The organism is Thiocystis minor (genome assembly GCF_016653465.1).
Taxonomy (GTDB): domain Bacteria; phylum Pseudomonadota; class Gammaproteobacteria; order Chromatiales; family Chromatiaceae; genus Chromatium; species Chromatium minus.
Window position 1 is genome coordinate 15045 of the sequence record NZ_NHSQ01000071.1, and the last position, 19627, is coordinate 34671.

Here is a 19627-nt window from a genome sequence, read left to right on the forward strand (position 1 = left end):
GGCCGGGAAATCCGACTGCGCGAATCCGCACCGGATGCCCAAGCGTCGCACGCATACAGATATCGTCCGTATACTCTGAGACGATGAACGTCACCTACGCCCCCGCCAAGAATGCCATCAACCGTCGAAAGCACCGGATCGATCTGGCCGATGTCGAGGGTGTTTTCTACGATGACCGTGCCATCACCGTCGAGGATCGCGACCATGCCGAGGAGCGCTTTGTGACGCTTGGCCTGGATGGCTTGGGTCGTCTGCTGGTCGTGGCCTACCACTACCGGGATCCGGATGATATCCGGCTGTTATCCGCGCGCTTGGCTGAGCCTCACGAGCGGCGCACCTACCAAGAGGGCTAGGCAATGGAAGACGAGTATGATTTTTCCAAAGGCACACGCGGCGCGGTGCTGGGAACCACGGGCAAGACTCGTATCACACTCTTTCTGGACGACGATGTTCTTGCCGCGTTCCGGGAGCGGGCGGCACACAGCGGCAAGGGCTATCAAACCCTGATCAACGAGACGCTGCGGGCCACCCTCTCACCTGAATCGGCGCCGCTCACCGTGGAAACTCTGCGCCGCGTATTGAATGAGGTACTCAAGGCCGCGTGAGGGTTGGATGTGTATTTGCGAAGCCGCCCATCTGCTCCCGGAGGATCTGCGCGCCGTCTACGAACAGGCGGCGGACGAGGCGGCCCTCGTCCCAGCCGTTGCCGGGAATGACGGGGCGCTTGATCCGGGCGCGATCCATCATCGTTGCCACAATCGCTGCGCATCGTGCGTTTCGACGGATGGCTCTTTCTCCTATAATTCTTCATGTCAATCAATTGATGGAAGGTGACCGCGATGGTGGGGATCAACAATCAGATGGCGCTGGGCGCGCAGAGCCTCCTCAACCGAAATCAGGGTGCCCTGGAGACGACGCAGGAACGCCTGGCTTCGGGCAAGCGGGTCAACAGCGCCGCCGACGATGCCGCCGGACTGGCGCTCATCTCGCAGTTTGCCGCCCAACTGACCGGAGATACGCAGGGGGTTCGCAATCTCAGCGACGGGATTTCGATGGTGCAGACGGCGGAGGCTGGGGTCAGCCAAATCAGCGACGCCGTGCAGCGGATCCGCGATCTGAGCCTCCAGAGCATGAACGGCACGCTCTCCGACTCGGATCGCGCCGCCCTTCAGGCCGAGGCCAGCACGTTGCAGGAGCAGATCGCCCAGGACATCGAAGGCACCGCGTTCAATGGAGTTCAGTTACTCACGCAGGAAGGCGATGTGACGCTCCAGGCGAGCGCCAGGGCGAACGATTCCATGACCGTTAACACCCGCGACCTCCAGGGACAGATGAACGCCTTTGGCTTCGACAGCATCGACCTTTCCACCGCCGCCGGCGCCGCCAGCGCACTCAAGGTGCTGGACCAGAGCAGCGACTATCTTAGCGGGATACAGGGAGAGTTGGGCGCCGCCCAGAACCGCTTCGACGCCAGCATTCGCAATTTGGAGCAGGGCAACGTCAACACAGCGGCGGCCCGGAGCCGCATCCAGGATGCCGACTACGCGCGCGTGACGGCGGAGCAGAGCCGCAACCTCATCCAGAGTCAGGCGCACATCGCCATGCTCGGCCAGGCCAATAACATCTCTTCCCAGTTCGTCTCGCAGTTACTGGCTTGATGCCGCTTCGGGCTTTCGCCCGGAGATTCCGTCGACCGGGACTTGGCATCCCAAACCGACCTGGATCAAGTCCAGGTCGATGGTTCTAAACCGCGCCCGAATCCCGCAGCGCCTTGGCGCATGGCCCATCACAACAACCCCCGCTCGGCGAACGACACGCCGTCGCCATCGCCGACGATGACGTGATCGAGCACCCGGACATCGATCAGTTCGAGCATCGTCTTGAGCCGTTGCGTGATCCGCAGGTCCGCCTGGCTGGGCTCGGCAATGCCGGAGGGATGATTGTGCGCGAAGATCACGGCGGCGGCGTTGGTCTCCAGAACCCGCCGCAGAACCTCGCGCGGATGTACGCTCGCGCCGTCGATGGTGCCGCGAAACAGCTCCTCGAAACAGATGACGCGATGGCGGTTGTCGAGAAACAGACAGGCGAAGATCTCGTGTGGCGAGCCATAAAGCCGCATCTTCAGATAGTCGCGGGTCGCCTCCGGGCTGGTCAGCACGTCCTGGCCGTTAATGCGCGTCATGAGATACCGGCGGCTGAGTTCGAGCACGGCTTGTAACTGGGCGAACTTAGCTGCTCCCAGCCCTTTCCCCTCGCAGAAACGCCGTTGATCGGCGGCCAGTAGCCCGGCGAGACCGCTGAACTCCTTCAGAAGATCGCGGGCCAGATCCACCGCGCTCTTGCCGGGGATCCCGGTGCGCAGAAAAATCGCCAGCAGTTCGGCGTCGGAGAGTGCCGCGGCGCCTCGTTCCAGCAGTTTTTCCCGTGGCCGCTCGCCTTCCGGCCAGTCCTTGATTGCCATGCATCCTCCTTCGGCTACACTTGCGCCTTTCATGTCAGCCTAGAATACACGAAACGCCAATGGATCAACACCAGGATTCGCGGTTGCTCCTCGGGATCGGTGGCGGGATCTCCGCCTACAAGTCCGTGGATCTCGTGCGCCGCCTGAAGGAGCGCGGTTTCGAGGTTCGCGTGGTCATGACGCACGCGGCGACCGCCCTCGTCACGCCGCTGACGTTTCAGGCCGTCTCCGGCTATCCGGTTCGCACCACGCTGCTCGACCCCGCCGCCGAGGCGGGCATGAGCCATATCGAACTGGCGCGTTGGGCGGATTGGCTGCTGATCGCGCCCGCCACCGCCGACCTCATGGCGCGTCTGGCCGCCGGCATCGCCGACGATCTGCTGACGACCCTGGCCCTGGCCACCGAGGCGCCGTTGTGCCTGGCGCCGGCGATGAATCAGCACATGTGGCGTCATCCGGCGACGCAGGAGAATCTGCAAATCCTGCGCGAGCGCGGGGCGCGCATCCTGGGGCCAGCCGAGGGCGATCAGGCGTGCGGCGATGTGGGACCAGGGCGCATGCTGGAGCCCCTGGAGATTGCCGAGGCGATGCGTCCGTTGGCCAAACGTCTGCTGACGGGGACGCGCGTGCTGCTGACCGCCGGACCGACCCGCGAGCCGCTGGATCCGGTGCGTTATCTGGGCAATCGCAGTTCGGGCCGCATGGGTTATGCGCTGGCGTCGGCCCTGGGCCATCTGGGTGCGGAAGTGGTGCTGGTCAGCGGACCGACCGCGCTGCCCGTGCCAAAGGTCGCCGAGTCGACCCAGGTCGAAACGGCGCTGGAGATGCGGGCGGCGGTCATGGAACAGGTCGCGTCCTGCGATCTCTTCGTGGCGACCGCCGCGGTCGCGGATTATCGGCCAGCCGAGCCGTCCGACCGGAAGATCAAGAAGGATGCCGAGGCGTTGACGCTACGTTTGGTGCGCAATCCGGATATCCTCGCTGAGGTCGCGGCCCTAACGCTGCCGCCCTTCACCGTCGGTTTCGCGGCCGAGACCGATGCGGTCGAAGAGCATGCGCTCGCCAAACTGGCCGCCAAGGGGCTGGATATGATCGCCGCCAATCGGGTCGGCGGCGAGCAGGGCGGATTCGAGCGCGACGAGAACGCGCTGACGGTGTTCTGGGACGGCGGGCGCCGCGACCTGCCCATGATGCCCAAGACCCGGCTCGCGCGGGAGCTGGCCACGCTGATCGCCGAACGCTATCTGGAGCGCCATGTTGCATCGACTTGAGGTCAAAATTCTCGATCCGCGGCTGGGCCGCGAGTTTCCGCTGCCGCACTACGCGACCGAGGGCTCGGCCGGGCTCGACCTGCGGGCGATGCTGGAGACGCCGCTGGATCTGCCGCCTGGGGGGTGCGAACTGCTGCCGACCGGCATGGCGGTGCATATCGCCGAACCGGGCGTCGCCGGGATGATCCTGCCTCGCTCCGGGCTCGGTCATCGACATGGCATCGTGCTCGGCAATCTGGTGGGTCTGATCGATTCGGACTATCAGGGACCGCTGCTGGTGTCCTGCTGGAACCGGGGCGATGCGACCTTTCGGATCGAGATCGGCGAACGCATCGCCCAACTGGTGCTGGTGCCGGTGCTGCGCGCCGAACTGGAGCTAGTCGAGTCGTTCGAGACCTCATCGCGCGGCGAGGGTGGGTTTGGGCATACCGGCACGCGGTAATCGATCGATTGTCGAACCGCAAAATGAGAACTCGCAATAGAGGTAAACCAAATGACCCTGGACGATGTATTGCGCGACATCCATGCCATGCGCGAAGACCTACTCGTTTTCGAACGCAAATACGGCGTCCCCACCGAGATGTTCTACGACGCCTATCGCAATGGCGAAGAACCGGCGGACTCGTCATGGGTTCTGGACTGGAGCGAATGGGCCGCCTCCTATCGGATTCTTCAGGAGCGGCTGGCATTATTCGGCGACGAGAGTCGGCGCTTGCTCCGGTCCGCGCAGGTTAAGAGCTATGTCGAGCTGATGGAACGTACCGCCCGCCATGAATCCATTCCGGTCTCTCGCTGATTACGAGGCGTTCATCTACCGACTCGGCAGCCGGTTTGCCGCCATCCGGCGCTCGACCCTGGTCGTGGTTCGTCGCGGTGCAACCGTGGCGATCCTGAGAGGCGAATTGGAATTCGACCACGGCACTTTTCTTGTGGAGGAGATCGGTGCGATCGATCTCATGCGGTCGCAGGATCGAGGAGACGGCTGATTTCGGGTGTCCGGTCCCCTGCAAGTCGCCCGCCAGCGGGCTCCTGCGTCGGGCTGGCATCCTACCGATCAGGGCACTACCCATTGTCGAACCGCAAAGGCGCAAAGATCGCCAAGAATGCGGGTGGCACGTTCAGCGCACCCAACGACCCTGGCGCCCAACCGGACAGGGTGCCGGTTGGGCGCCCCGGCGCGAACCGGAGACGGGTTGACGAGACGGATGACGCAAAAGGGTCAAAGTCACTGTCCGCTACGCACGAGACGAACGTGGAGGTCGACGTCCTGGAAGTAGGCGTCGGTGCTGCCATTGTCGAAATGCACGAACCAGGCGCCGGCCGGATTGGGCGTGTACAAAGAACCCGACCAATAAACTTCCTCCGTGTCGGGAAACGCCCAGGACACAATGGTCGGACTGTCATAGCTTCCGGGACAGCTTGTGAAATCGTCAGTCATGCCAATCCTGACCGGCGTCCAACTGGAGCAGTAGACCAGGGTCTTGAGTTCGTCTTTGGTCGGGATGCGGAAGCCGCCGTCGGTCGTTAAGTCTTTGGCTGTGTTCCAGTCATAGGTTGCGGCGGTCCCGCCGCAGTTCTGGTTGGCCGCATCCCAGGTTTGGCCAACGCTGCACCGCTGCCATTCCAGCCCGGTCACCAGATCCTTGATGATCTCGCCGTTGGTGCCCATGGGCTGGTAACGTGATTGGGTCTGATCGCAATCGGGCGGCTGCTGCGACACCGGCACGCCGGCGTACATGCTCAGGGTGCAGATCGTCGCGTGGATGTCGTCCAGCTCGGATGCCAAGGCCGCGACGGCCGCAGTGTCCGATGGCCCTGCCGGCCCTGGCACGCCCTGAGGGCCAATGACTGACACATAAGTGGTAGTCTGCCAACCAGCCTCCTTCATGGGGCCATGGAGATGGTGAGCCTGTGTATCCAGATAGAAATCGCCCGCGACCCCGATGTTGGCTTGCGGCGGTCCAAAGCCATTCCAGAGCGTTCTTCCATTCGCGCCCGCGTCGCCCTTCAGCCCTCGCGGGCCTGTCGCACCCTCTGGACCGACCGTCCCCGTGTCGCCCTTCGGACCTTGCGACCCCACCGGGCCTGCCGCACCCGTCGCGCCCGCTGGACCGACCGTCCCCGTGTCGCCCTTTAAACCTTGCGGCCCCACCGGACCTGCCGCACCTGTCGTACCGGCTGGTCCGGCCGTCCCCGTGTCGCCCTTCGGACCTTGCGACCCCACCGGGCCTGCCGCACCCGTCGCGCCCGCTGGACCGACCGTCCCCGTGTCGCCCTTCAGACCTTGCGAACCTGTCGAGCCGGTTGCCCCCGCTGGGCCGGTCGCGCCCGCGTCGCCTTTCAGACCTTGCGGCCCCACCGGGCCGGCCACACCCGTCGCGCCCACTGGACCGACCGTCCCCGTGTCGCCCTTCAGACCTTGCGGCCCCATCGGGCCGGCCGCACCCGGCGTCCCCGCAGGTCCAGTCGCACCCGCGTTACCCTTCAAACCTTGCGGACCTATTGGGCCTGTCGCACCCCGCACCCCCGCAGGTCCGGTCGCGCCCGCGTTACCCTTCGGACCTTGCGGGCCTGTCGCACCCCGCGCCCCCGCTGGGCCGGTCGCGCCCGCGCTACCCTTCGGACCTTGCGGACCTATCGGCCCCACTCGATTCCAAGAGATTTTGATTTCAGTGGATTTGCAACTTGTTGTAGCACTCACCATGCGTACCGCACCCGTGGCTCTCACGTAGCAGGCCGTATAGTCCGCCGCTTGCGCCTGTCCCACGCAGAGCCACCCGAGACAGGCCGCCGCGCCGCCGGCGCGTTGGATTAGGTTGATCGATCCCTTCATCATGGATACCCCTTATTTGATCGCCAGTGGTAGAGCGGCGGGTTTCCTGGTTGGAACCCCGGCGTCTTTGGCGGAAGATGTTAGCGGTTTGACGGATCGCCACAATTGCCCTAAAGGGCAAGATCGACAAAAATTTACGTTAAATCTTTGTTGCACTGAATGGGACCAGGACCATCACGATGATTTTCGATGCCCGCACGGGCTTTCTGTCGATCGGTTTGCTCAATCTCATCATCGCCGTTGCCTTGTGGGGCGTCCTCAGCCGCCAGCGGGCGAATCAACCCCTGACCGGGCTGGCCTTCTGGTGCGGCGGCGGCCTGTTCGTCGGCGTCTCGACAATCCTGTTCGCCCTGCGCGGTGTGGTGCCTGAACTCTTGAGTTTCACGGCGGCCAACGTCCTGATGTTCGTCGCCCTGGCGATGCGCACCCAGTCGCTGCGGCTGGAGTTGGGCGAGCCGGAATCTTACCCACGTCTCCTGCTGGGGATGCTGGCCTTTACTGTCGTGTATGAATGCCTGCGGCAGTTCACCGTCGATAATCAGTTGCCCTTCCATTTTGCGGTCCTGATGTTCGGCTTCATGAGTCTGCGGGTCGTCGGGTGGGCCTGGCGTCTGGGACGTCGACAGGGGTCGCTTGGCGCCTTCTGGATTGCCGGGGCCTACGCACTGCTGGCGATCACCTACGTGTGGCGTCTGTCCAGTGTCGCCTTGGGGTTGGTCGAGACCACTATCCTGACCCGCGAGATCAATGCTTTTTTCCTGATCTTCGCCGCACTCATTTCTGTCATTTTCACCAACATCGGTTATCTGGGCATCGCCTTGGAACAATCGATCCGCGACAAGCTGGCCGCCGCCGCCGCCCAGGCGCGGGCGGAGGAGAACCAGCGACTGAGCGAGCAGCTCACCCAGCTCGACCGCCAGCGTTGTCTCGGCACCATGTCCGCCTCGCTCGGGCACGAACTGAACCAGCCGCTCACCGCGATCCTGACCAACGCCCAGACTGCGCTGCGTAGTCTGCCGCGCACCCCATCCGACGCTGCCGCGCCAACGCGCGATATGCTCGACCGGATCGTCCATAACACCCAGCGCGCCAGTCAGATCATCGAGCGCATTCGCGGCTTCATCCGCCCGCGGACGACGCAGTGCGAACCGCTCGCGTTCGATCAGCTCGTGCCCGAGGTGGTCAAACTCATCGCCGCCGAGGCGCGCGCGCAGCGGGTGACGCTGATCCTGGAGCCGAACGCGCCGCCGTTGCGGGTCATGGGCGATCCGATCCAGTTGTCGCAGATTTTGATCAATGTTCTGCGCAATGCCATTGAGGCGCTCGCCACCGTCGAGCGACGCGACATCCGCATCGGTCTGAGCGACGCGGGCGGGCGTGCCATCCTGCGTGTCCAGGATACGGGGCCGGGCCTGACGCCGGAGACGCGCGCGCGCGTCGGCGAGCCGTTTTTCACCACGAAGGCCACTGGGCTGGGCATGGGGCTGTCACTTTCGCAGACCATCGCCGAACAGCACGGCGGCACCTTGACCATCACGAATGCGGCGGACGGCGGTGCCCTGGTCGAACTGAGTCTGCCCGCGCTGCCGGTCGATGCCGGATAATCCCCGCCCGCGCCAGATCGTGACGACAAGCGATCAGGCACTCGCCGCGCGTTGTGCGCGCGGGCGGATTCTGGTGATCGATGATGATGCCGAGATCCTCACCGCATTCGGCTTTCTGTTCACGCTTGAGGGCTACGCCTGCGAGACGTATTCTTCAGCTCCGGCTTTTCTCGCGGTATTGCATGAAAACCGCCCCCAGTTTCCAGGGCCGTGCTGTCTGCTGTGCGATGTGAGCATGCCCGAGATGGACGGACTGGAATTGCAACGCCAACTGGCGCAAGACGAGAACACGCCGCTGATTCTCATCAGCGGCAGCAGCGGTGCCGAGGAGGCGGTCACCGGCTTGCATGCCGGGGCCTTGGACTTTCTCATCAAGCCGATCGAGACCGAGGCGCTGCTGGCCGTCGTCGCCAGGGCGCTGGCGGTGGACCGGCAAGGCCAACTCGACCGCATGCGCCGCGCTAACCTCACGGCGCGTCTCGCCACGCTAACCGAACGGGAGCGGGCGGTCTTGCGTCGGGTGGCGCAAGGTCAGACGAATTACGAGATCAGTCAGGACATCGCCATCGCCGAGCGCACCGTCAAACTCTATCGCCAGCGGGCGATGGAGAAACTGGGGGTCGCGACCCTGCCTGAACTCGTTCGCATCGTCGATGAATTCATCTATTGATCATTCTGTTGCAGTTTTGACGAGAGCCAACACGCGATGACACTCCCCCACGATCACGCTCAAACCATTGCCCATGTCCTGATCGAGGCGCTGCCCTATATCCGGCGCTTTCGCGGCAAGACCATGGTGATCAAGTATGGCGGCAACGCCATGGTGGACGATGTTCTCAAGGAGGGCTTCGCCCGCGACGTGGTGCTGATGAAGATGGTCGGGATCAACCCGGTGATCGTGCATGGCGGCGGGCCGCAGATCGGTTCGTTGCTCAAGCGGCTCGGCAAGACGAGCGAGTTCGTGCAGGGCATGCGGGTGACGGATGCCGAGACGATGGACGTGGTCGAAATGGTGCTCGGCGGACTGGTCAATAAGGAGATCGTCCATTTCCTGAACCGACACGGCGGTTCCGCCGTCGGTCTGACCGGGAAGGATGGCGACCTGATCCGCGCGCGCAAGATGTTGTTGAAGCGAGACGCACCGGAGCTGAAAGAACCCGAGATCATCGATATCGGGCATGTCGGCGAGGTCGAGAGTATCGACCCGAGCATCCTGAACATGCTGGTCAACGGGAACTTCATCCCCGTCATCGCGCCGATCGGGGTAGGCGAGGACGGGCGTTCCTACAACATCAACGCCGATCTGGTCGCGGGCAAGATCGCCCAGGTGCTGAAGGCCGAAAAGCTCCTGCTGCTGACCAATATCGCCGGTCTGCTCGACGCCGACGGCACGCTCATCCAGGATCTGGATGTCGGTCGCGTCAAGACGCTGATCGCGGAGGGCGTGATCCACGGCGGCATGCTGCCGAAGATTCAGTGCGCGCTCGACGCGGTCCAGTCCGGCGTCAAGACGGCCCATATCATCGACGGTCGGGTGGAGCACGCGGTGATGCTGGATCTCTTCACGGATACCGGCGTGGGAACCTTGATTCGCGGTCGTTAAACCGCGCCCAGCGCGGTGTGCGATGTTTTTGGATCGAAACAACCTCGGCAGCATCTGCGGCTGTCGGAGCGGGGCGGTTTAAGCGATTAAAAGAGGTTTTGAACATGCTGGCGAACTTGCTTTCAGGTATCGGCAAGTGGCTTCCCCGCAAGTCGGTTCCGCTCTGCCGCCATGATATTGAGTGGGAGAAGATCGGAACCTGCCAGGAGCGCCAGGAATACCTGACGCGGGCCGAGTCGGAAATTTCAGCGCAGCGGGCGGTCGAGTGTCATCTCGTGACCGCCAACGACAGGTTCGGCGTGGCGGGAGCCTGCTACGTCTGCTCGCGGCAGGTCGATTTCGAGGTGTCGTTCGAGTATGCCTACCCGGTCGATGGCATCCTGACGCCAAACTGGCGAGAGTCGCTCAAATGTCCGTCCTGCGGTTTGAATAACCGGATGCGTGCGGTGATTCATCTGATCGATCGGCATCTTGGTGGATTGATTGGCGAAGTCTATATCACCGAGCAAACGACCGACTTGTACAGAACCCTCGCCGGTCGCTACTCCGCGACCTTGATCGGAAGCGAATTCCTGGGGCCCGAGACGCCCCGTGGCGAGAGCGATGCCCGCGGGCTTCGCAACGAGAACGTCACGTGGCTGTCCTTTGGCGACGCGCGCTTTACCAAGATACTGAGTTTCGACGTTCTGGAGCATGTGCCTGACTATCGCAAGGCATTGCAGGAGTTTCTGCGATGCCTTGCCCCCGGCGGCCATTTGATCCTGAGCGTGCCGTTTCGCAGCGATTGCGCGGACAATCTCGTGCGGGCAAGGATGCAAGAGACCGGCGAGGTCTTGCATCTGCTGCCGCCGGAATACCATGGCGACCCCGTCCGGGACGAAGGCTGTCTCGCCTTCTATCATTTCGGCTGGCGTTTACTGGAAGAGATGCGGGATCTGGGATTCCGGCACGTTGAGGCTTTGTATTACTGGTCACGGGAGTTCGGGTATCTCGGTCGGGATCAGATGCTCATCGTTGCCCGTAAATCCGGTTAGCTTTGGAAGGCTCAGGGCGAGCGCGCTTAAACATTCCGTTTTTCGGGTAGTTGACGGATGCTCGCGAGAAACGACAGTTGGAGTTTCTCATGTCAGCGACCATTCTTGAGCATTTCACGTCCTTGGAAGACCCTCGGATCGAGCGTCACAAGCGGCATGCCCTGGCCGATCTTGTGCTGTTGACGATTTGCGCGGTCGTCAGTGGGGCGGACGGCTGGGAGGCGATCGAGGATTTCGGACGTGAAAAGCTGGATTGGTTACGTCAGTTTGCGCCGTTTGAAAATGGCGTGCCCTCCGATGACAGTCTTGCCAACGTGATCGCGCGTCTCTCCCCGAAGGGATTTCAGGCGTGTTTGTTGAGTTGGACGCAGTCGGTGGCCAAGGTCACCGACGGGGAAGTCATCGCCGTCGATGGGAAGACGGCTCGCGGCTCGCGGCTCGCGCGACCGTCGGCGGGGGCGTCAGCCCTTGCACAGGGTCAGTGCCTGGGCGTGTACCAACCGCCTCGTGTTGAGCCAAGAGGCGACAAGCGAGAAGACCAATGAGATAACGGCCATCCCCAAGTTGCTGGAGCTGCTGGAACTGCGTGGTTGTTTGGTGACCATTGATGCCATGGGCTGCCAGACCGCGATCGCGGCCCAGATCGTCGCGCAAGGCGCCGATGATGTCCTGGGTCTGAAGGGCAACCAGAGCACCCTGCAGGAAGCGGTTGAAGATGATTGGACCGTGGCGCAGCAGGCTGATTTTGCCCATGTCCAGGCTGACTTCACGGAAGAACTGGACAAAGATCATGGTCGGGTGGAAGTGCGCCGCGACTGGATCACCGAGGATCTACGCACGCTTCCCGATCCCGCCCGCTGGGTCGGGCTGCGCAGCATCGGGATGGTCGAACGCACCTGCGTCAGCGACGGCAAGGAAAGTCTTGAGCGCCGTGACTTCATCAGCTCCATTGCACCCGATGCCGCCCGTTTCGCCCACGCCGTGCGCGAACACTGGGGCGTGGAAAACCGCCTGCACTGGCGCCTGGACGTGATCTTCGGTGACGATGCCAGCCGCATCCGCAAGGGCCAGGCCCCCGCCATCATGACCTCGGTGCGCCACCTGAGCATGAACCTGTTCGATCAGGAGGGGTCGGCGATCAGCTTGGCCAAGAAACGCCGCAAGGCCGCGTGGAACGACGACGACCGCGCCAAGGTGGTGTTCGGCTGAATATTTATACGCGCTCGCCCTGGGCGTTAGCCGACGGATTTTGATCGGGGTCGCTGTCCACCTGGCGGCGGTCCGTCAATCCGGTTGCGCCGGCCCCCCGGTGTCCCTGTCGCGCGGCGAGATCCCGGATCAGATCCGGAATCTCTTCCACCGGGACCGCCTTGCTGAACAGAAAACCCTGTACCTCGCCGCAGCAGTTGGCGCGGAGAAAGTCCAACTGTTCGCTGGTCTCGACCCCTTCCGCGGTGACATGCAGCGACATGGTATCGGCCATGGCGATTATCGCCTGGACGATCGCGGCATTGTCCCGGTCGCGCTCGATGTTGACGATGAAGGAGCGGTCGATCTTGAGTCGATCGATCGGAAAACGCTTGAGATAGTTCAGACTCGAATAGCCGGTCCCGAAATCGTCGATGGCCAACTGCACCCCCACGGCCTTGAGACGATGGAGCATCTGAACGGATGCCTCGGCATGGTCCATGAGGAGGCTCTCGGTCAACTCCAGTTCCAGACAGTTCGGCGCAAGACCGGAGTCGGCAAGGATGCGTTCGACCTGATCGGGAAAGTCTGGCTGTTTGAACTGGTAAGCGGAGACATTGACGGCGACCCGCGCGATCAGGGTGCCCACCAATTGCCAGGCCCGCAGTTGTTCGCAAGCGTCGCGCATCACCCATTCGCCGATCGGGACGATGAGCCCCGTCTCCTCGGCGATCGGGATGAAGTTAACCGGAGACACCTCCCCAAGCTCTGGATTAATCCAGCGCAGCAGGGCCTCCAGGCCCCGCATCTCTCCGGAGCCGAGGTCGAGCAGCGGTTGGAAGTAGAGACATAGCTCGTTGTTGTCGATCGCATGGCGCAAGGCGGTCTCGGTGCGCAGACGCCGCAGCGCCGCCTCGTTAAGCGAGGAATCGAAGAACTTGAAGGTGTTCTTGCCTGCGCGCTTGGCGTGGTACATGGCCATGTCACCATTGCGCAAGAGGTCCGAACCCTGGTCGCCATCCTGGGGAAAGACCGTAATGCCGATGCTGACAGTGATCATCACTTCGTGCCCAGCAAGCGAAAAAGGTGGCGCCAGGGCCTCGAGCAGACGCGCGGCGACCCGTGCCGCATCGCGCCCATGGCCGATCTCCGGCAGCAGTAGCGCGAACTCGTCGCCACCCAGCCGCGCCAGATTTTGATGCTCCTCGCCCTCGTAGCGCGACACCAGATCGTTGGCGCGCAGACTCGCCACCATACGTTCGGAGACCGCCTGTAGCAGCAGATCGCCGGCCTGGTGCCCCAGGGTGTCGTTGACCTGCTTGAAATTGTCCAGATCGAGAAAGAGAAGTGCGCCAGGGCGATGGTGGTGCAAGAGTTTCAGGGTCTGCTCCAGGAATTGCAGGAACAGAGTCCGGTTCGGCAATCCAGTGAGACTGTCGAAGAAGGCCAGCCGCTGGATATGGTCCTCGGCCTCGCGAATCGTGGTGATATCCTGAACCGCCCCGTACAGCCTGGCGGGTCTGGCCGCGTCCTCGCGACGGGTTTCGACGAACTGACGCAGGTGGCGTTCACGGCCGTCCGAGTCGATGATGCCATGGCTGAGCTCGGCGGATTCCTGGGTGTACGTGAATTGCTCGAACCAGAGCGCGACCCGCCGCCTGTCGCGCGCATGCACCCGCGACAGGAGACGATCGAGAACGCCGGGGTCTCCGGCCGCGGCGCGGTCACCGATGATCTCCAGCGACTGCTCCGACCACTGGATGGCACGCCGTTCCAAATTCCACTCCCAGTGTCCGATTCGGGCCATGCGTTGAGCCGCCGCCAGCCGGTGCTGGCTGTGGTAAAGCGCCTCGGCCGCCGCGCCGGAGCGCACCATATAGCGAATCCGGTGCGGCAGGATGCGGGCATTCAGGGGCTTGACCTCGAAGTCTGTGGCGCCGGCCTCGTAGGCCCGCTCGATCGACTCCTCGTCATCGAGCCCGGTCATCATGAGGATCGGCAGGTGGACGCCGCCCGGCAGCGCGCGAATCCGCCGGCAGGTGGCGAAGCCGTCCAGGACCGGCATGAGGACGTCCAGCAGCACGATGTCGGGCCAGCCCTGGCTCGACGGATCGACACCTTCCAGCAACGCCAGCGCCTCCGCGCCTTGATCGGCCTCCATGACCTCAAGACCCGCCTGTTCCAGGGCTGCGACCAGGAGGTAGCGTGAAGTGATGTCGTCATCGACGATCAGCACCCGCGGGCCGTTTTCGTGCGTTCTGGCTGTCATGGGGGCTCTTATTATCGTGATTTGGCCAGTCGCCCAAGTTCAGCGACCAGCCGCGTGAACTCGCGATCGGTCTCGAGGAGGGCGGCGCGACCCGCCTCCAGTTGGCCGTCGCGGGCCAGGATCTCAAGCCTCGCGCACAAGCTTGAGAAGGTCCGCGCGCCCAGGTTCAGGCTGCTGGACTTGAGCGTGTGGGCGGCCAGACGCGCCGAGCCCGCGTCGCCCGTCGTCAAGCCGTTTCTCAGATGATCCATGAGGGGGGGCGCGGAATCCAGATAAAGCGCGATGACCTTCGGCAGTGGATCCGGGCGGCCCGGCCGCCCGAGCGCTCGGATGCCGTCGAGCGTGGCGGCGTCCAGCGTCGCCTCCCCGGCGGCCCCGTCCTCGCCCGGCGCTGGCTCCATCGGTGGATGTTCGCTCCGGAGCTGTCCCGGCGCGAGCCAGTGCGTGATTTTCTCGCGCAGTTGGCTTTGCTTGAACGGCTTGCTGAGATAGTCATCCATCCCTGCCTCATGGCACCAGGTTTGCACGTCCTTCCGCACGTCGGCGGTCAGCGCGATGATGGGGATGGGCGTCACGTCCGGGCGCTTTGTCTCCAGCCGGCGGATCGCGCGGGCGGCACTGAAGCCATCCATCACCGGCATGTGGCAGTCCATCAGAATCAGATCGACGCCGCCATTCGCGAAGGTCCGCACCGCCTCCTCGCCGTTGTTGGCGACCCTGACCTCCAGACCCAGCTCCACCAGCAGCAGCGAGGCCATCTCCTGGTTCACGGGGTTGTCTTCGACGAGAAGGATGCACCCACCAAGAACCTGCTCGGAGTCTGGCATCGCCGTCGCGATCCCAGCCTCGCCTGGCTGTCCCTGATGCCGGCGCGCCTTCCGGCAGGACGGCATGGTCGCGGGCGCGAGTCGCGCCCGCAGCGTGAAGCGTGCCCCCTGGCCCGGCTGGCTGTCCACCTGGATGTCGCCATCCATTAAACGCGCGAGTTGCAGGCAGATGGCCAAGCCAAGTCCGGTACCGCCGTAGTCGCGGGTGGTGGAGCCATCGCCCTGCGAGAATGGATCGAAGATGCTCTGCCACAGGGCCGGGTCGATGCCCGGTCCGGTATCCCGCACCTGGATCCGGGCGTCCAGCGCGTCCTCGGCTGTCTGGGTCAGGCGCACCTGGATGCCGATCTCGCCCTGCTCGGTGAACTTGATCGCGTTGCCGACAAGATTGATCAGGATCTGACGCAGCCGGGCCGCATCGCCATGAAGCTGGCCTGGAAGATCGTCCGGAAGGTCCGCCCGCAGCAGCAGCCCCTTGGTGCTGGCTGCTTCGGCGAAGAGATCGATGATGTCCTCGATCAGTTCGTGCGGATCGAAATCGTGCGGATCCAGGGCCATCTTGCCAGCCTCAATCTTGGAGAAGTCGAGGATGTCGTTGATGATCGAGAGCAGTGCCTTGCCCGAGCGCTGGATCGTCTCGGCGAAGCGCCGCTGCCGATCCGTTAGCCCGCTCTTGAGCAGGAGTTCGGCCATGCCAAGGACGCCGTTCATGGGGGTGCGGATCTCGTGGCTCATGGTGGCCAGGAATTCGCTTTTGGCCCGGCTTGCCGCCTCCGCGCGATCGCGCGCCTCGCCGAGCGCCGCCACCGTGCGTTCGAGTTCCTGGGTACGGTCGGCGACCTGACGTTCCAGATCGTCGTTGTAGCTTTCCAGCGCGCTATCGCGCTGCTGGATCTGATCCAGCATCTCATTGAAGCCGCGCATCAGCGCGCCGAGTTCGTCGCCCCGGTCGGTCTCGACCCGGATACCGTAGTTCTTCTCTCGCGCCAGGAGATCCATGGCCGACGTGAGCGACATGATGGGTCGCGAGACGACCCGCTGGAGCGCCTGCGCCAGGATCATGGCCGTGATCACGGCGATCCCGAAGATTGTCAAACTCACCCAGAGAGAGCGGTTCAGCGCGGCTCGCACGCGCCCCAGTCCCTCAAGGAGATGGACATGGCCAATCGTCTCGTGATCCACTTTCATGGCCCGAATGACATGCATCCGACCATCCGTGATGGCGACGCCGTTGGTGGCCAGGTCGAGCGGGAGCGGCTCGGCGTTGGCGGCGCCGTCCGGGTAGGCCGCGAAGAGCCGGCCTTGGGTGTCGTGGACATAGGCCCCCACCAGATCCGGTCGATCCGCGAGCGCGGCCAGGGTCTGTCGCGCCGAATCCGCGTCGTTGAAGGCCAGGGCCGAGGCGACGTTGTAAGCCAGCATGTCCGCCAGGGCCTGGAGCTCGCTGAGCGCGGTGCGTTCTAGATTCTGCCGCTCGGTGAGCACATGGATCAGGCTCGACAGCCCCAGCACGATGGTGGCGACCATCAGTATCATGAGCATGAGCTTGTAACGGATGGAAAGCTCTCTGAGCCAAGGCATGGGCTTCATTACCGCACCACCTGCGTCGCCAGTTTCAGCACCTGGGAGCTGATGCTCAGGCCAGCCGCCTCGGCGCTCTGGCGATTGATCTCGAAGCGCAATCGGCTATCCACCATCACCAGGCCGATCATGCCGCCCGCCGAGACGAACCCCGGAATATCGCTGACCGTCAGGGCTGGCTGGTTGGCCAGCGCGCGCAGCAAGGGCGACAAATAGGGTCGCTCGGAATCGCTGACATAGACGATCTGGCAGTCGTTTAATGCATCACCGCGCGCGTGCCGTTCGACGCGGATCCGATGTCCCTGCGCGAATTTGCCGTCGAGCGCTCCGATCGCCTCGCCCGCCGATCCCGATCGGCCGTAGACGCAGAGCACTAGCGCCTTGGAAGAGTCCGACAGCGCGGCCGCTGGCCAATGGACGAACTTGCTGAAATTGTAGAGATAGGCCGCCGAAAGCTCGGCCTCTTCCACCTGCGCGAGGGCGGGCGCCAAGGTCGCGAGCCAGGCGAGCAGGAGACCTGCGACGACCCCGACACGCCCTCGGAACCTGTCTACTCGAGTCTTTGGAGACATCCCGTCCGATCCTAGAAAGCCAGGCGGATGGTGCCGTAGAGGCCGCGCTGAACCTCTAGTGGAATGTTCCCATAGGCGTCGGAATAGCCCTCCTGATGCGATGGGCTCAGGAGGTTCTGGCCGACGATGGCCAGCTCAAGTCCGGCGCGCGGGCGCCACGCTAGACGCAGGTCGAGTGTCCAGTAGGCGGGGATGAGCTGGTCGCTGTAGCGGCTGACGTCGAAGGCAGGGTAGGTTTGGTCGACGTAGCGGACCCAGAGGTCGAGGTCGATGTCCGGGCGCGGATTCATCAGCGAGCGAAACGAAATCTGCTGGCGCGGATCGGTGCGGGCCTGGGTGTCGTTGCTGGTATCCAGGGTTTCGGCACTCGCCTTTAGATCCAGGTCCAGATAGCTGTAGGCCAGAACCAGTCGCCACCAGTCGCGCGCCTGGAAGTCGGCCGATACCTCCAGTCCGTAGCCATGACCGCTCGCCTCGTTGTCAAAGGGCATCTCGAGATCCAGATAGCCGTCCGCGAGGGAAAGCTCTAATTCGCTGATCGTGCCGGAGGTTCGCAGTTGATCGTAGTCGTTGTAGAAGAGGGCGACGTCCAGACTCAGCCGCTTCATGGGCGCGGTGCGCAGGCCCAGCTCATAGGCGATCAACGACTCGGATTTGTATCCGGTATCGCCAACCGAGCTAACCAGGATCGGCAAGGAGTCGGGCGCCCCGGCCGCTTCGACCCTCGTGGTGACGCTGGCGCTCAGCTCTGCCCGCGAAGGTGTGCGCACCGCGCGCGAGACCGCACCCCAGAGCGAACTCTGCTCGGATGCCTTCCACAAGAGCCGCAGGTTCGGCTGGACCTCAAGACCCGTGTACTCGTTGTGCTCGACCTTGGAGCCCAGGGTCAGGCGCAGTCGCTCGGATACCAGTTCGATCTCGTCCTGGAGGAAGCCGCTCCAGAGATTGCGATTCTCCCGGCTCGGCGTGAGACCGGCCAGATCCGTGCTGTGGAAGCGGTCGTCGATGCCTCGGTAACCTAGACCCCAGACGATGTCTTGCCGTTCTCCGGCCTTGGCGCGCTGCTGAAAATCCAGGTCGATGATGTCGTGACGCTGTCCGACATAACCTTCGTTGCGATCGGAATGGTCGTAGTAGAACTGGAAGGAGGCATTGGAGCTGACCGAGAGCGCCCGCTCCCAGCGCCCGAGCAGATTCCAGCCTTCGGCGGTCATCCGGTCATCGACCGACTCGGTATAGGTCGGCGCGGCCAGCGGATCGGGAATCTCCAGTTGTTGGCGCAGACGGCTATGGTAGAGATCGCCCTTGAAGGTGACGCGATCACCCGAGGCGAAGACCGAATCGACCCGGAAGCCGCCCTGTCCCAGATCCCAGTCGTCGCCTCCATCCTCGCCCAGAGTCGTGATCAGGGCGTCACGTTCGTTGTACTTGGCATAGAACCTGGCATAGGTGTCAGGAGCCAGCTTGCCGCCATAGCGCAAGGCGCCGATTGCCCGTTCCTCGCTGCCGACACCGACCTCTGCCAGCCCGCCCTGGGTCTCGGCCGCCGACTTGGTGATAATGTTGATCACCCCATTCACGGCGTTGGCTCCCCAGAGGGTGGCCCCCGGACCGCGAATCACCTCGATCCGCTCGACGTCGGCGAGCATCGCGTCCTGGTTCTCCCAGTAGACGCCCGAGAAGCTTGGGGTGTAAATGGTGCGCCCGTCGATCAGCACCAGCAGCTTGTTGGCGAAGCGTCCGCTGAAGCCGCGCGCCGAGATGGCCCATTTGTTGGCGTCGAGACGCTTGACCTGCAGGCCGGGCACCATCCGCAACGCATCGGGAATGGAGGTGGCGCCACTGCGGCGGATATCCTCGTTGCTGACCACGAACACCGCTGCCGCCGCGTCGCTCAAGCTCTGGGTCTTCTTGCCTACCGAGGTCACCTTGACGTCGAGCAGTTCCTCGATACTAAGCTCGGTGAGATCCCCATCGCCCCTGGCCGCCGTTACCCCCGCGAGGAGCAGGATGATGCCTATCAGGGTTGCCGCTGGATCCGGCTGGAAACGGGCGCGCATGTCGTGACTCCATCGCTCGCCTCCCTGGCCTCAGGAATCCAAGGCGGCAATGGCCGAGCGCAAAAACGAACCCGCGAAAGGTTGTGGATGGTTGCCGTCGATCCTCGTGATGTGTTCCATAGCACCTGGAGGATCCACCATTCCAGAATACCATAGCGTAAATGCGTGTAGAGCTTCATTAACCAGGGCGAGCGCGCTTAAACATTCCGTTTTTCGGGTAGTTGACGGATGATCGCGAGAAACGACTATCGGAGTTTCTCATGTCAGCCAGCCTTCTTGAGCATTTTGCGTCCCTGGAAGATCCCCGGATCGAACGTAACAAGC

At 63.4% G+C, this 19627-nt stretch carries 19 protein-coding genes; 13 read left to right on the top strand and 6 right to left on the bottom strand.

Annotation, left to right across the window (positions count from 1 at the left end):
• Positions 1-83 precede the first annotated feature (83 nt).
• The 3 genes from CCR95_RS09455 to CCR95_RS09465 all read left to right on the top strand — a co-directional run bounded on the left by CCR95_RS09455 (position 84) and on the right by CCR95_RS09465 (position 1658).
• Positions 84-353 (top strand): BrnT family toxin, encoded by a 270-nt coding sequence (locus tag CCR95_RS09455; protein ID WP_201093814.1) that lies wholly within the window; start codon positions 84-86, stop codon positions 351-353.
• Between the two features lie 3 nt (positions 354-356).
• Complete coding sequence (locus CCR95_RS09460) at positions 357-605, top strand: BrnA antitoxin family protein (protein WP_201093816.1); 249 nt, start codon at positions 357-359, stop codon at positions 603-605.
• Positions 606-839: 234 nt separating this feature from the next.
• A complete protein-coding gene (locus CCR95_RS09465; protein ID WP_201093818.1) occupies positions 840-1658 on the top strand; it encodes a flagellin N-terminal helical domain-containing protein in 819 nt (272 codons plus the stop codon).
• Between the two features lie 128 nt (positions 1659-1786).
• Here CCR95_RS09465 and radC read toward each other — a convergent pair whose 3' ends face one another.
• Positions 1787-2461, bottom strand: a complete 675-nt coding sequence (gene radC, locus CCR95_RS09470; protein ID WP_201093821.1) for a RadC family protein — start codon at positions 2459-2461, stop codon at positions 1787-1789.
• A 59-nt stretch (positions 2462-2520) separates the two neighbouring features.
• Between radC and coaBC the strand changes: the two genes are divergently transcribed.
• From coaBC to CCR95_RS09490, 4 genes are read left to right on the top strand one after another with little or no spacing between them, the layout of a single operon-like run.
• Positions 2521-3732, top strand: coding sequence for a bifunctional phosphopantothenoylcysteine decarboxylase/phosphopantothenate--cysteine ligase CoaBC (gene coaBC, locus CCR95_RS09475; protein ID WP_201093823.1), 1212 nt, complete (start codon positions 2521-2523; stop codon positions 3730-3732).
• Positions 3716-4174: a dUTP diphosphatase gene (gene dut / locus CCR95_RS09480; RefSeq protein WP_201093825.1), complete on the top strand. Its 459-nt coding sequence runs from the start codon at positions 3716-3718 to the stop codon at positions 4172-4174. The genes coaBC and dut overlap by 17 nt, the downstream gene beginning before the upstream one ends.
• Positions 4175-4225: 51 nt before the next feature.
• Positions 4226-4528 carry a hypothetical protein gene (locus CCR95_RS09485; protein WP_201093827.1) on the top strand — a complete coding sequence of 101 codons (303 nt, stop codon included), beginning with the start codon at positions 4226-4228 and terminating at the stop codon, positions 4526-4528.
• Positions 4503-4718 (top strand): hypothetical protein, encoded by a 216-nt coding sequence (locus CCR95_RS09490; RefSeq protein ID WP_201093829.1) that lies wholly within the window; start codon positions 4503-4505, stop codon positions 4716-4718. Before CCR95_RS09485 ends, CCR95_RS09490 begins: the two co-directional genes overlap by 26 nt.
• 239 nt (positions 4719-4957) lie before the next feature.
• Here CCR95_RS09490 and CCR95_RS09495 read toward each other — a convergent pair whose 3' ends face one another.
• Positions 4958-6163, bottom strand: a complete 1206-nt coding sequence (locus tag CCR95_RS09495; RefSeq protein WP_242523155.1) for an Lcl domain-containing protein — start codon at positions 6161-6163, stop codon at positions 4958-4960.
• A gap of 581 nt (positions 6164-6744) precedes the next feature.
• On the opposite strand from CCR95_RS09495, the gene CCR95_RS09500 reads away from it, so the two are divergent.
• The 6 genes from CCR95_RS09500 to CCR95_RS09520 all read left to right on the top strand — a co-directional run bounded on the left by CCR95_RS09500 (position 6745) and on the right by CCR95_RS09520 (position 12015).
• Positions 6745-8169: a sensor histidine kinase gene (locus CCR95_RS09500; RefSeq protein ID WP_201093833.1), complete on the top strand. Its 1425-nt coding sequence runs from the start codon at positions 6745-6747 to the stop codon at positions 8167-8169.
• Positions 8159-8839: a response regulator transcription factor gene (locus CCR95_RS09505; protein WP_201093834.1), complete on the top strand. Its 681-nt coding sequence runs from the start codon at positions 8159-8161 to the stop codon at positions 8837-8839. Before CCR95_RS09500 ends, CCR95_RS09505 begins: the two co-directional genes overlap by 11 nt.
• A gap of 36 nt (positions 8840-8875) precedes the next feature.
• Complete coding sequence (gene argB, locus CCR95_RS09510) at positions 8876-9772, top strand: acetylglutamate kinase (RefSeq protein WP_201093835.1); 897 nt, start codon at positions 8876-8878, stop codon at positions 9770-9772.
• A gap of 104 nt (positions 9773-9876) precedes the next feature.
• Positions 9877-10806 carry a class I SAM-dependent methyltransferase gene (locus tag CCR95_RS09515; RefSeq protein WP_201093836.1) on the top strand — a complete coding sequence of 310 codons (930 nt, stop codon included), beginning with the start codon at positions 9877-9879 and terminating at the stop codon, positions 10804-10806.
• Between the two features lie 89 nt (positions 10807-10895).
• A complete protein-coding gene (locus CCR95_RS25840; RefSeq protein ID WP_276570249.1) occupies positions 10896-11351 on the top strand; it encodes an ISAs1 family transposase in 456 nt (151 codons plus the stop codon).
• Positions 11275-12015, top strand: coding sequence for an ISAs1 family transposase (locus CCR95_RS09520; RefSeq protein WP_276570250.1), 741 nt, complete (start codon positions 11275-11277; stop codon positions 12013-12015). The genes CCR95_RS25840 and CCR95_RS09520 overlap by 77 nt, the downstream gene beginning before the upstream one ends.
• A 4-nt stretch (positions 12016-12019) precedes the next feature.
• Here the strand turns inward: CCR95_RS09520 and CCR95_RS09525 are convergent, their stop codons facing one another.
• Genes CCR95_RS09525 through CCR95_RS09540 form a run of 4 tightly spaced genes read right to left on the bottom strand, consistent with a single transcriptional unit; the run spans position 12020 to position 19303 of the window.
• Positions 12020-14263, bottom strand: coding sequence for a putative bifunctional diguanylate cyclase/phosphodiesterase (locus CCR95_RS09525; RefSeq protein WP_201093837.1), 2244 nt, complete (start codon positions 14261-14263; stop codon positions 12020-12022).
• A gap of 11 nt (positions 14264-14274) precedes the next feature.
• Positions 14275-16671, bottom strand: coding sequence for an ATP-binding protein (locus CCR95_RS09530; RefSeq protein WP_201093838.1), 2397 nt, complete (start codon positions 16669-16671; stop codon positions 14275-14277).
• Positions 16672-16679: 8 nt separating this feature from the next.
• Entirely contained in the window at positions 16680-17243 is a 564-nt protein-coding gene (locus tag CCR95_RS09535) for a TOL_0243 family YfiR-like periplasmic protein (protein WP_201093839.1), read from the bottom strand.
• Positions 17244-17254: 11 nt separating this feature from the next.
• On the bottom strand, positions 17255-19303 hold the full coding sequence (locus CCR95_RS09540) for a TOL_0244 family TonB-dependent receptor (protein ID WP_207188571.1): 2049 nt from the start codon (positions 19301-19303) through the stop codon (positions 17255-17257).
• Positions 19304-19627: the final 324 nt, after the last annotated feature.